A 13,019-nucleotide genomic window follows, 5' to 3' on the forward strand; every position below is an offset into this window, starting at 1 on the left:
AAATAATTATGGTTGCGGCTGCGGGAAATTCTTAAATGCAAAACCCAACCTAAATTCATTTCAGACTAAGACAGGTGCGATGCCATCTTTCTTTTGATAGGAACTTTGGCTCACACCTGACCAAAATCCCAGCAAAAATCCCAGCAAGTCTTTATCTGTCAAAAAGATTCAGGGAGAATAATAAGATTGAGGGTTTCCCTGTTCCATTCCACCGCAATCGGCATTTTTATGATTGATAGCGATCGCATTCACCAGCGGGAAGTCATTGGACTGCTACCAGCAGGAGGGCAAGCAACGCGAATCGCCCCCTTACCGATGAGCAAAGAGCTGTACCCGATTGGATTTCGTCCGGTAGATAGCGGCAGCGGCACCTTACGCCCCAAAGTCGTGAGTCATTACTTACTAGAGAAAATGCGGTTGGCAGGGATTAAGAAGGCATACACCGTACTGCGTCCGGGAAAATGGGATATTCCGGCTTATTTTGGGGACGGCACCCTGCTAGACATGAACCTCGGCTATCTGATGCTGGGGTTGCCTTATGGCGTTCCTTATACCTTGGATCAAGCCTATCCCTTCGTGCAAGACGCAGTGGTAGCACTGGGCTTTCCCGACATCCTTTTTCAGCCTGAAGACGCCTTTGTGCGGTTGTTGGCACGGCTTGCGGCTGGTAATGCCGATGCGGTTTTGGGATTATTTCCGAACGATCAACCTCATAAAGCCGGGATGGTTGATTTTGATGCCCAAGGACGAGTCCACTTCGTGGTCGAAAAACCGCCGATTAGCGATTTAAAGTATATGTGGGCGATCGCGGTTTGGACGCCAGTATTTACCCAGTTTATGCACGAGTATCTCGCTGCAATCCAAGCTGGGCAAGTGCCACAGGCGAAAGAGTTACCGATTAGCGATGTGGTTCAGGCGGCGATTGACAGCGGCTTGCAGGTGGAAGCCGAAACGTTTCCGGATGGAACCTACCTGGATATCGGCACCCCTACGGATCTGGTGAAAGCAGTTCGTCAATTTGCGGCTGATGAGATTGATATCTAAATTGATTGATTCTCGGCTCAGCTTGAAAGAAACAAACGCTTAAGCTGTCGGGGAGTCCGTATGATTTTGATTGGATGGCGACTGGATAGCTTTTAACCGCCTTCGCAAAATTATCCCCAAAGTCACCTGCTTCATCAGCCAGTACAAGCCAGAAATTATGACAAAGGTGACAACCATGACCACCACAGGCCATTTGCCGACCAAGTCATCCAGCACGCTAGTAAATACGGCATCCGGTTGAGTAACAAAATCCCAACTGTTGAAGCGTAGGAATCGCCCTAAATAAATGCCAATGGCGCTAAGACCATGCAAAGTTAGCTCCATCCAAAGAATGTATTTACTACGTTCGTGGCGATGTAAATAGTAACCTAGATTAATTAAAGATATAACGTAAGCTTCAAAGCCAGCCAGGATAACTAACAAATACTGGGGGATGAGAACTAGCGTAATCATCCACACCGAGTAGTTAGCGCGAATATCATGAATCAAGTGAATGATATCTGTCAACAAATAGGGCGCATTCGGCAAAAACGCGATAAAAACTAAGACTCCCGCCCACCAGATCGGCGAGCGCTTTTGCCTGCTGCGAAATAGCCAAATACTCAACAGCAGAGGGATAAACGCCAGAAACAGATTCCACGTCATCCAGTCCAGATTGCGGGACAAAACCCGCAATATATGTGAAGTCCAGCGAATCAGCTCAAATTTCATACGCGCTGTCTCATTGTTGAATCAGCAGTTTTAGTTCACATTGAAGCTACCAGTATAACTACTGATTCCGGGATGACCACTCTGCCGCAGGGGGATGACGATCTGGAATGTTGCCCCTAATCCTGGCTGCGATAGACAGATGAGCTGTCCCCGATGATTTTCTACCACAATTTGATAGCAAGTCGATAAACCTAAGCCGGTGCCTTTGCCGACTTGTTTGGTGGTAAAAAATGGTTCAAAAATATGGTTTTTGACTTCCGGAGTCATGCCGATGCCATTGTCGGAAATTTCAATCTGCACCTGAGTGGGTGACAAAATTTGGGTGGTGAGGGCGATCGCAAACGGCTGAGGTGAAAATCCTGAAAGGGTAATTTCATCCTTGACCTTTTCTTCCTCTTTCATTCTTTCTTCTAAGGCATCAATGGCATTACTAAGCAGGTTGAGAAACACCTGATTGAGTTGTTTCGGATAGCACTCCACGAGGGGTAAGTCACCGTAATTTTTAACCACTTCGATGCCTGGATGTCCCGGACGCGCTTTCAGGCGACGCTGTAAAATCAGCAACGTACTATCGATGCCTTCATGAATATCCACCGGCTTCATATCGGCTTCATCCAGACGGGAGAAGCTGCGTAAGGATATCACAATCTGACGGATACGTTCTGCACCCGTTTTCATGGACTCTAGAAGATTCGGTAAATCCTCAATCACAAAGTCCAGTTCAACCGTTTCGCTATACGCTTGAATCGCCGGGGGTGGGGTGGGATAATTTTGCTGGTAAAGGTTCAGGATGTCGAGGAGGTCTTGAATATAAGCAGTAATATGGCTAATATTGCCAGTGATAAAGTTAATGGGGTTATTAATTTCATGAGCAATTCCTGCTACTAATTGCCCCAAACTCGACATTTTTTCAGCTTGAATTAATTGCTGTTGGGCTTGTTTGAGTGAGGTGAGCGATCGCGCGAGTTCATTATTCTTTTCTTCTAACTCCAGAGTTCTTTCGGTTACTTTCCGATCGAGATTGTGGGCAAGTTCGAGTAATTGAGCTTCCGATTGCAGCAGTGCTTGCTCGATTCTTTTTTGTTCTGTAACGTCTTGAATCGTGCCGATGAGTCGAGCGGCTTTCCCTCCTTGCTCCTGAATAATTTTGCCAGTGCCGTGGACAATGCGCTCAGAACGATCGGATAAAACAACTCTAAAGTCAGTGCTGAAGGCTTGCTTGAAATACGATGCGGCGTCTATCAATTCTCTGACCCGTTCTCGGTCATCTGGGTGAACGGATGTCAGGAATCGTTCCATACTTGGCTCAAATTCTGCTGGTGAAAAACCCAAGATGCGATAAAGTTCATCCGACCATCGCAGTTGCTGTTTAACCAAGTCTAAATCCCAGTTACCGAGATGGGCGATCCGTTGGGCGTTGGCGAGACTGGCTTCGCTAGAGCGTAGTGACGCTTCAGCTGAGGCGCGTTCCGCAACCGCCGCCCCCAAAACCAAAGCAGTGACTGCGATAACGCCCATGAAGGCTTGTAAAAATTGCAAAGCTTGGTCGGTATTAATGGCAACTGCCGCAAACGGCCCATCCCCCAAGGCGGTGCCCCAGATAGCAATGCAGGAGACAAGTAGAGTTGCCAGTACAGCGCCTTGCTGATTAAATCGGAGGGCTGCCCAAGCGACCAAAGGGAAGGGCAAGTAGGCAAGGGGATAGTGAGCGATCGCTGTAGCAGTTTTGGCGAAGAAAACTGACTGGGTGACGGTTGCAAGCAAAGTCAGCAAAAGCATCGCCTCGATGATTCGCTCTCGTCTTGTGTCTAAGCGAGGAAGGACACTCCAAGTCAAGATCGCCGGGACTAACACTAAAACTGCCATGCCATCCCCTAACCACCACGTCCACCACGTCGTCGCATAGTCGCTCCAAGGGATAAGATTTGCCCAGCAAAGAGTCGTCAAACCCAGAGTGGAAGCGACTAGAGTAGACAGCATCACAGACAAGCCGAGAAAACCGAAAACATCTCGCAGGCGATCCAGAGAGGGGCGCAAACGAATCGAACGAAGCAACGTGACCCCGACTAGAGCCTGCAAGGTGGTAGCCAAGCTGCCAGCAATGGCAACAGATAGGGGTACGTGCAGAACTACTTTGGCAAATAAAAATTCACCTAGCACGACTCCAGGCCAAAGCTTTCGCCCCCCGATAAACAGCACGCCTTGGGTAATCCCCGCCGGAGGCCAAACCGGCGTTACGTACTTATTCAACACCGGAAGCGCCAGTGATAGTTTTGCTGCACCAATGTAGATGGCAGTCAGTATGGCGACGCTGGCTAAGTATCGCCAAAGCCGAGTTTGGGACATAATACGGCGGTTTAGGGGTTCAAAATGCGAGATGTTTTCTCCTTGCAACCATAATCCGCTGAGCTAGATGTTGCAAAGGTAAATATAGACAAATTTTTAACTGAAGGGAGAAATCCGATAATTAATCTGATTTCACCTTCGGTTTAGTACAAATTAAGCAATAATCCAGTGCCAATCGATTTAAGCAGCCTGCCCTAACAATCGCCTAGAATCCCTATCAGGGGCTAAATAAAAGGATTAAAAAGTGGAAACTTCTATGCAAGATCGGTTACAGGCAGCGATCGCTCCTTACCGTACAGCGGTAGATTATCTAGAAATTCGCTTAGAACAAAGTGAGTCTACCTCTATCTCCTTTCGCGGTCATCAGCTGGATGCCGTAGATCGTAACTTTACCCTGGCTGGGGGCATTCGCGCTTGCCACAAGGGCGGCTGGAGTTTTGTCACTTTCAATGGTTTAGCTGAGTTGCAAGACCGGATCGAAGAAGCGATTTCTCAAGCGCATCTGGTCGGAAAAGAAACGACGATGCTAGCGCCAATGGAACCCATTCAAGATTATGTGGCGGTGGAAATCGGGCGCGATCCACGTGGGGTTTCTCTGGCAGAAAAGCGGCGGTTATTGGAGGGATATAACCAACTGCTGCTAGATTTCGACCCCCGAATTCAAACGACAATGGTGAATTTGCGCGATCGCTTCGGCATCACCTATTTTGCCAATTCTCTCGGCACCTGTATTGCCCAAGAACGCTTGGATGTGTCGGGTCGATTTGGGGCGATCGCTAGGGAAGAAGGTTCTGCCCCCCGCCAAGGCTTTGAATCTGTCCATTCCCGCACAGACTATAACATTCTCGAAGGAATTGAAGACCAGGTACTGGGAGCCGCCAAACGCGCTGTCGGTCAATTGGAAGCCAAATCAGTCAAAGGCGGACAATATACCGTCGTTCTCGACCCATATCTCGCGGGTGTGTTCATTCACGAAGCTTTTGGACATCTTTCGGAAGCTGATTTTGTCTACGAAAACCCCCGGATGCAGGAATTGCTTACTCTAGGCAAACCCTTAGCCATCAAACAACTGAATGTGGTTGATGATGCCACGATGCCCGATTTACCTGGTTCTCTCAAGTATGACGATGAAGGCGTCCCCGCTCAACGCAAATATTTAATTAAAGACGGCATCCTCACCCAGCGCTTGCATAACCGCGAAACTGCTGGCAAGCTGCACGAAGCTCCGACTGGCAACGCTAGGGCACTCAACGCCACTTATCCTCCGTTGGTGCGGATGACCAATACCGGCATTGAACCGGGGGAACACTCCTTCGATGACATGATGGGGGATATCGAGGAAGGCGTCTATGCGGTGCGGATGCTTGGCGGACAAACCAACGGCGAGATGTTTACCTTTGCCGCTGCTGAAGGCTATATGATTCGCAATGGCAAGATAGCTGAAAGAGTGACTGATGTCAGTCTGACTGGCAATGTCTTCCAAACGCTCAAAGATATTGAGGCGATTGGGAACGACTCCATCTATATCAATGGCGGGTGCGGGAAAGGCGGACAAATGCCGCTACCCGTGAGTGTGGGGGGTCCCCATCTGCGAATTAAAAATGTCGTGGTGGGCGGTCGCTAGGAGGAACCGGGAAGCTATGAAGAATTCTCTCCCTTTCTCCAATGACCCATTACCGTATAGCAATTCTAAATGATTCGTGAACGCGAGATCCCCGACTTCCCTGAGAAGTCGGGGATCTGAATCGATTGACGCTCTAATCAAAAAGGGGATGCCGTTTACTAGCGGCATCCCCTTTTGTTTTATTTAATTAACGTGCATAGCATGGCATTTGTGGCGGTTTTGCCCCAGTACACTTGCACGGAAACAGCAGACTCCGAAGGCTCGGTATTTGAGACTGAGAGTATCGCTTAATTCAGGTTTAGTGGAAGTAGTTGGCTTCTGCTTCCAACTGGCGAATCAAAGCTTCGTCACCTTTGGCTCTGGCGATTTCTAGACGATGCTGCAAGCTTTTTTGAATATTTTCGCGGTGAGCCGCAGCCGCATTTTTCTGGTTATCTTGGCGTCTTCCGTTCATAATGGACATTTTTTTTAAGCGACTTGAGGTATCTGCTACTTATCTAATATAACCTAAATACCCAAAAAATGGTAGTTTTTGTTACAGAATATTCATAGTTTGTTAGCTAGCGTTAAGGGTTGAGGCTGTGGAACGAATTAGGGTCTGGGAGCGATCGCCCTTGCTGAAGGTAAGCTAGACTCTGAAAACGTTCAAAAAAGACGTTCAAACCACCGCGCGTTCTGGTTGCATCAACAGCATCGCACCCGCGCTTGGCACAAAGAATCCCTCTTAACAAAGATGTATGACAACCGGATCGTTACTCTGACGAGCGATTTTGGCTTAAGCGATGTATATGTAGGGGTGATGAAAGGCGCGATTGCTCAAATCAACCCGACGCTGACGGTGGTGGATCTCACCCATGAGATTCCCCCTCAGAATATTACAGCCGCAAGGTTTTGTTTGATGAATGCCTACCCTTATTTCCCAAAAGGGACAGTGCATATTGCTGTTGTCGATCCGGGAGTGGGGAGTAGCCGCAGAGCGATCGCTGTTAAATTTGCCGCCGGTTTCTTGGTGGGACCAGATAACGGGCTGTTTAGTGGCATTCTGAGTAGTCCTGGGGTTTCCCCGTCCCTACCCGAAATTGCCGCCGTCGAACTCACGAACCCCGACTACTGGCGCACCACCGAACCCAGTTCAACGTTTCACGGTCGAGATATTTTTGCTCCCGTGGGTGCCCATCTTGCCAGCGGCGTTCCACTAGAACAACTGGGAGACGCTATCGATCCAGCCAGCGTAGTTCAACTGCCCATCCCTGAATGCAGCCAGACAGAGGCGGGTGTCACGGGTTGCATTCAGTATATCGATCGCTTTGGCAACTTAATTACAAATATTCCAGGTACCTTCGTCCAAGGAAAAATCTGGTCTGTGGTTGTGGGATTTAGGCTACCCAGTTGCCAGACTTACAGCGACAGTCCAACCGGAGAAGCGATCGCTTTAATTGGCAGTCACGGTTGGGTCGAAATTGCCGTCAACGGAGGCAATGCTCAGTCGCAACTGCAACTAGACTGGGGAGATGAGGTGCTTCTTCTTCTGGATTAATTCAATTCCTAATCGGGATTTATACATCCGCATCGCTGATATTCTATAGCAATTTTCGGATAGGTTTTATGACTCAGTTAAATGCGTCAGATTCGGCAGTTTATCAAGGTCAGTTTGGAGAATTTACGATAACCGAGAGCGATCGCACTGGAGTGATCGTTTACCGTAGCGGCTTAATGGTAGCGGCTTTAAGCTTTGCTTTAGGTAGCTTTCTGGTGCTAAAGACAAACATGGGATTGTCACTCCTCACCCCGCTGTACGCTTGTTTTTGTTTGGCATTGGGCGTCAGTTTATTTACCATCCATATTTACCTAGAACCGCTACACCGACTCCTTCAAGCTTTTTGGGCAATTGGTGTTTTATCAGCGACAGTGCTGGCGCTGCAAAGTAGCGAACCTCTTGCCCTATATGTCTACAATCACCCAATAACCCTTTTTGGAGTTGGCTTCACCTTTGCGGCATTAACGGGGATTTACTTTAAAGAAGCCTTTTGCTTCAACCGTCTGGAAACTAAAGTTCTCACGCCTTTGCTGCCAATGTTGCTGTTGGGACACCTGACGGGTGTATTGCCAGTGTCAGTAGAAAGGGGATTATTGGCAGTTTGGGCAATTCTATTTGTCATCTTTGCCTTGCGTAAGGTAGTGCAAGAAATTCCACCGGATATTGGTGATAAGTCGGTATTTGTCTATCTCAAACAACAGCATTCGGCGAAGGCTTGAGGAAAGCGATTCAACCCAATAAAATGACTTCTCCCCCAACTCCTCCCCTGCTAGGAAGCTGTTGGCGAATTAAAACCTAACCCCCTAACCCCCTTCCCTGCGAGGGAAGGGGAAATCATTAGCCTCTCCCCTCGCAGGGAAACATTAAAGCGAAAATTCGCCAACAAAATCTACTCAAGGAAGGGGTTAGGTTTCCTGTATTGCCAATCATTTAACTGTTATGGAAGAACGTGCCTTCTGGCTAGCATGGTCGCAAATCCCTGGAATTGGCCCAATTTTGCTCAGGCGCTTGCACCAGCATTTTGGCACGCTCAGTGAAGCCTGGAAAGCCAATCCAGCCGCCTTGAGGGAGGTGGAGGGGTTTGGGCGTCAAACAATTGAGGGGGTGGTAGAGAAGCGAGCAGCGCTCCGCGCATACCCTTCGGGATCGCGCCTGCATCCCCAACAATTTTTAGAAGAACACTTGGTAAAAAATCCCTGTTTCTGGACGCCAGCGGATGCTGATTATCCCCGTTTACTCCTAGAGACGCCTACCCCGCCGCCAGTGCTGTATTATCGCGGCAAAGTACAACTGCAAGAAAATCATGGCATTACGCCAACGATTGGCATTGTCGGCACTCGCCAACCCTCTGAGTATGGCAAACGCTGGACTGGCAAAGTTACCGCTGCTTTGACGAAAAGCGGCTTCACGATTGTTTCCGGCATGGCAGATGGCATTGATACAGAAGCGCATCGCGTCTGTATAGAAGCTGGGGGACGGACGCTAGCAGTTTTTGGGACTGGCGTGGATGTCGTCTATCCTTGGCGCAACAAGTCCCTATACGAACAGATATGCGATCGCGGGTTAGCGCTGAGTGAGTATCCTGCTGGTACCCAACCGAAGCGCGAACACTTTCCCCCTCGCAATCGGATTATCGCCGGTTTGAGTCGTGCGGTGCTGGTAATGGAAGCGCCTACACGATCCGGTTCATTAATTACTGCCGATTATGCGAATGAATTCTGTCGAGATGTCTATGCTTTGCCTGCAAGGTTGGACGATCGGCAGTCGCTGGGGTGCTTAAAATTAATTAGTAAGGGAGCGACACCTTTTCTGGATGAAAATCATTTATTAGAGATGCTAGGAGCGATTCCAAAACTCGATCCAGTGCAACAGCTAGACTTATTTAATCAGCCTCCCATACCAGATTTAGAACCAGAACTCAAACAAATTTGGCAAGCCATTTCCTCAGAACCGACGGCTTTTGATTTAATTGTGCAGCAAACGGGTAAGTCAGCGAACTTAGTCTCCAGTGCGCTGTTGCAGTTAGAACTGATGGGGTTAGTGTCGCAATTGCCAGGGATGCGGTATCAGAAATCTTAAGCGCGATCGCTACCCTTTCCAAGCCAAAATCTAAAATCCTAAATTGCTACTGCATCCGCCAAATCTTGACAGTTGTATCATTACTGGCACTTGCAAAAGTCGCTCCATCTGGGCTAAAAGCAACAGAATTAACTGAGTTGTCATGCTCAGTCATTGTATCTATTAACTCTCCTGTTTTCAGATTCCATAATTTGATAGTTTTGTCACTACTGCCACTAGCTATATTTTCTCCATCTGGGCTGAATGCAACGGAATAAACATAGTCTGAATGCCCCATTAACGTATAAATCAACTCTCCCGTTTTCAGATTCCATACTTTAATAGTGTTATCCCAACTACCACTAGCTACAGTCTTTCCATCCGGACTAAAAGCTACAGAATTAACCGAGTTGTCATGCCCCAAAAGAGTACGGGTTAAAATTCCCGTTCTCAGATTCCACACCTTGATAGTTTTGTCATCACTGCCACTAACTAAAGTCTGTCCATCGGGGCTAATGGCAGCAGACCAAACATAATTTTTATGACCCAAAAGAGTCCGGACTAACTTTCCGGTTTTCAGATTCCACACCTTGATAGTTTTGTCATCACTGCCACTAACTAAAGTCTGTTCATCCGGACTAATGGCAACAGTATCAACCGAGCTAGAATGCCCCAAAAGAGTGCGAATTAACTTTCCGGTTTTTAGATTCCACACTTTGATGGTTTTGTCACTACTGCCACTAACTAAAGTCTGTCCATCCGGGCTAATGGCGACGCAATAAACCGAGTAGTAATGCCCAGTTAGAGTACGGATTAACTCTCCCGTTTTCATATTCCATACTTTAATAGTTTTGTCATGACTGGCACTAACTAGAGTCTCTCCATCCGGATTGATAGCAATAGAATTAACCTTGTAAGAATGCCTGCTTAAGGTTTTTTCTGAAAAGGCATGACTAGATGGGCTATTAAGTAAAAATGTTGTTTGAGATGTTAAAAATGAAATTAAATGAGTAGATGTTTTAAATGAGGTTATTCCTAACACTAAAATAATTCCAATCAAAATGAGTTTATATTTTAAATTTCTATTAGCTTTATTAAATATATATACTGTTACCCTTATATGTTTAATCAGGTCATTTAATATCTGCTTTATAGATATACTTGGCGTTACAAGCGGCGGTACAGTTGCTGATTGAGTCATCAAATCACGAATCACCTCATCTGCCGATTGGTAACGCGCCTTGACATCTTTTTGCAATAGCTTATCCAGAACTTCGCTCAGGTCGTTACTAACGGAATACCCAAAGTATTGTCGCCAATTAGGTACCCATTCATAGCCGCGCTCTAAAAACAATAAGTGAGGGTGTTTTTGACTTAATAGATGAAAGCAAGTCACACCTAAACTAAATAAATCACTGGCTGAAGACGCTGCGTCCCCCTTCATTTGTTCATAGGACGCGTATCCTAAAGAACCAATTTTTGTGCTTGGTTGAATTGCCTGTGTTGCCGTCAAAGGCTGGGATGCACTGAAATCAACCAGCACCAATTTGTTATCACTCAGACGGCGAATAATATTCTGGGGTTTGATATCTTGGTGAATTACCTTTTTATCGTGAACGAATTTGAGAACAGGTAGGATATCGAGTAATAATTCTCGAATCTGGTTTTCACTAAAGGCACCCCGTTGTTCCAACTCTTTTAACAAATTCTGCCCATCGATAAACTGCTGCACCAGATACAGGTAATTGTTTTCCTCAAAATACGCATATAGCGTGGGAATTTGAGGATGTTCTCCTAACTGTTGCAGTCGCTGTGCCTCTTGTTTAAATAGCTGTACAGCCTTGTGGATTCCCTGGACTTGCGGCTTCAGTTGCTTAACGACGCAGGGTTCATTCATCTTATCTATATCTTCTGCGCGATAAGTTCTGCCAAATCCCTCCTCCTTGGAAAGCACCTTGATAACGCGGTAGTGACTTCGTAGCAGCACTAATGGCATCGTGCAACTCAGGCAATACTTGTTTCCATCAGAATTTTGGGGATTCTGGCAATCAGGATTAAGGCAGCAAATCATACTCTAGGGGAGGGAATAGTAGATTGAGTCTATGATAAGTATTCCCAGAATATCCCCAGTTTGGCACAAGCATGAAACGCCAATTTTTATTAGCTTTAATACTTCTGACGGCTACAGTTCTGATGCTTTTTATTGAGCACGGTGCGATTACGAAACCAGCAAACACGGCGGCTATTTCGCTGCGATCGCTAGCAGGCACACCAGGGATAGGCATTGGTATGGCGGTGGCGATGCAACCCTTATCTCACGATTCTACCTATCGGGAGATAGTGGTGCATGAGTTCAATCCCATCGTGGCAGAGAATGGAATGAAGTTTTAGGCGGTTCATCCAGAACGCGATGTCCTCCAAGGACGACCTTCGGTTCGCTTCGATTTCACAGACGCAGATAATGATGGCTGATCGTAAAAAATTAATCAGCAATTAGCAGCCTAATATGACAACTAACTTTGAATTCGGCACGATTTCTAACCCTGAAGAAGCTAAACAGCTTGGGCAAATCTTAACCCAGTGCTTCAATTCACCGCCAGATAGCTGGCAGATGTATTTAAATCGGATTGGGCTGGAGAACTTTCGCGTCATCCGCCAAGGAGGACAGACGGCTGGGGGCTTAGGCATTCTCAACATGGGTCAGTGGTTCGGAGGTTCTCGCGTACCTATCGCCGGAATTGCCGCCGTGGGCATTGCGCCAGAGCATCGAGGCACAGGGGTAGCAGCGGCGCTGATGACGAATATTGTTAAGGAGTGTCACGCTAAGGGGATTCCCCTATCGACGCTCTACGCCTCTACCAGCGCCCTTTATCGGAAAGTGGGTTACGAACAAGCTGGGAACTATTGCCGTTTGACGGTGCCGACAGAGACGATTCTGCTCAAAGATCGCACTTTGCCGATGCAGCGCGTGGAAGCGACTCACCACGAATTTCACGAACTCTACCGTCAACGAGCGATCGCTTCCAGTGGCAACTTGGATCGCCACCAAGCCATTTGGCAAGGCATTGTCGAGTCCCCAGAAGACGTGATTTACGCCTACCGGATTGGCTTTGAAGACAAAGCAGAAGGTTACATCATTTTCAGCCAAAAGAGGGGCGACACAAGCTATCACCTTGAAGTCAGAGACATGGTGGCATTAACACCAGCAGCAGCACGTCGTTTATGGACTTTCTTTGCCGATCACCGTTCTCTCGCAGACAAGGTGATTTGGCAAGGTCAGGCAGGAGACCCGCTTTTGTCTTTACTCACAGAACAAACTTACAAAATTGCCCATTTAGAACGATGGTTGGTGCGAGTCGTTGATGTGCCAAAAGCACTATCAATGCGCGGCTATCCGATTGGGTTAGAAGCCGAATTACATCTTGAAATTCAAGATAATGTATTGCCCGATAACAATGGAAAATTTGTTTTGGCAGTTTCCGGCGGACGCGGTGAAGTGACAAGAGGCGGACGCGGTGAATTACGGTTAGATGTGCGAGGCTTAGCACCTTTATTCACAGGGTTACTGACAGCTCATCAGTTACAAACAATTGGGAAAATTGAAGGGGATGCCGATTCTTTATCGACCGCCATGCTGCTCTTTGCCAGTCCCGAACCGTGGATGCCAGATCATTTTTAGCGGCTCATTAGTTAGGGGCA

At 47.4% G+C, this 13,019-nt stretch carries 11 protein-coding genes; 7 read left to right on the forward strand and 4 right to left on the reverse strand.

What is annotated here, in order from left to right; all coding sequences use genetic code 11:
- Positions 1 to 246 precede the first annotated feature (246 nt).
- On the forward strand, positions 247 to 1,044 hold the full coding sequence (locus tag NDI33_RS08810) for a sugar phosphate nucleotidyltransferase (protein WP_190673809.1): 798 nt from the start codon (positions 247 to 249) through the stop codon (positions 1,042 to 1,044).
- Positions 1,045 to 1,083: 39 nt separating this feature from the next.
- On the opposite strand, the gene NDI33_RS08815 is transcribed toward NDI33_RS08810, so the two are convergent.
- Positions 1,084 to 1,755, reverse strand: coding sequence for a DUF1361 domain-containing protein (locus NDI33_RS08815; RefSeq protein ID WP_190673719.1), 672 nt, complete (start codon positions 1,753 to 1,755; stop codon positions 1,084 to 1,086).
- A gap of 30 nt (positions 1,756 to 1,785) precedes the next feature.
- The gene (locus NDI33_RS08820) at positions 1,786 to 4,101 is read right to left on the reverse strand and encodes an MASE1 domain-containing protein (RefSeq protein ID WP_190673722.1); all 2,316 of its coding nucleotides are present in this window, start codon (positions 4,099 to 4,101) and stop codon (positions 1,786 to 1,788) included.
- 256 nt (positions 4,102 to 4,357) lie between these two features.
- Between NDI33_RS08820 and NDI33_RS08825 the strand changes: the two genes are divergently transcribed.
- Entirely contained in the window at positions 4,358 to 5,725 is a 1,368-nt protein-coding gene (locus tag NDI33_RS08825) for a TldD/PmbA family protein (protein WP_190673725.1), read from the forward strand.
- 298 nt (positions 5,726 to 6,023) lie between these two features.
- Here the strand turns inward: NDI33_RS08825 and NDI33_RS08830 are convergent, their stop codons facing one another.
- Positions 6,024 to 6,179 (reverse strand): hypothetical protein, encoded by a 156-nt coding sequence (locus tag NDI33_RS08830; RefSeq protein WP_190414178.1) that lies wholly within the window; start codon positions 6,177 to 6,179, stop codon positions 6,024 to 6,026.
- Positions 6,180 to 6,458: 279 nt separating this feature from the next.
- On the opposite strand from NDI33_RS08830, the gene NDI33_RS08835 reads away from it, so the two are divergent.
- The 3 genes from NDI33_RS08835 to dprA all read left to right on the forward strand — a co-directional run bounded on the left by NDI33_RS08835 (position 6,459) and on the right by dprA (position 9,341).
- Entirely contained in the window at positions 6,459 to 7,262 is an 804-nt protein-coding gene (locus NDI33_RS08835) for an SAM-dependent chlorinase/fluorinase (RefSeq protein WP_190673729.1), read from the forward strand.
- 68 nt (positions 7,263 to 7,330) lie between these two features.
- Positions 7,331 to 7,981 carry a DUF2301 domain-containing membrane protein gene (locus tag NDI33_RS08840; RefSeq protein ID WP_190527371.1) on the forward strand — a complete coding sequence of 217 codons (651 nt, stop codon included), beginning with the start codon at positions 7,331 to 7,333 and terminating at the stop codon, positions 7,979 to 7,981.
- 220 nt (positions 7,982 to 8,201) lie between these two features.
- The gene (gene dprA, locus NDI33_RS08845; RefSeq protein WP_190673732.1) at positions 8,202 to 9,341 is read left to right on the forward strand and encodes a DNA-processing protein DprA; all 1,140 of its coding nucleotides are present in this window, start codon (positions 8,202 to 8,204) and stop codon (positions 9,339 to 9,341) included.
- Positions 9,342 to 9,387: 46 nt separating this feature from the next.
- Here the strand turns inward: dprA and NDI33_RS08850 are convergent, their stop codons facing one another.
- A complete protein-coding gene (locus NDI33_RS08850; protein ID WP_190673735.1) occupies positions 9,388 to 11,391 on the reverse strand; it encodes a serine/threonine-protein kinase in 2,004 nt (667 codons plus the stop codon).
- Positions 11,392 to 11,462: 71 nt separating this feature from the next.
- Here NDI33_RS08850 and NDI33_RS08855 point away from each other — a divergent pair, with 71 nt between their 5' ends.
- The gene (locus NDI33_RS08855) at positions 11,463 to 11,711 is read left to right on the forward strand and encodes a hypothetical protein (protein ID WP_190673737.1); all 249 of its coding nucleotides are present in this window, start codon (positions 11,463 to 11,465) and stop codon (positions 11,709 to 11,711) included.
- A 115-nt stretch (positions 11,712 to 11,826) separates the two neighbouring features.
- Positions 11,827 to 12,999, forward strand: a complete 1,173-nt coding sequence (locus tag NDI33_RS08860) for a GNAT family N-acetyltransferase (RefSeq protein WP_190673740.1) — start codon at positions 11,827 to 11,829, stop codon at positions 12,997 to 12,999.
- The last annotated feature ends 20 nt before the right edge of the window (positions 13,000 to 13,019 follow it).

The sequence above is a fragment of the Trichocoleus sp. DQ-A1 genome (genome assembly GCF_039961955.1).
Taxonomy (GTDB): Bacteria; Cyanobacteriota; Cyanobacteriia; order Cyanobacteriales; family FACHB-T130; genus FACHB-T130.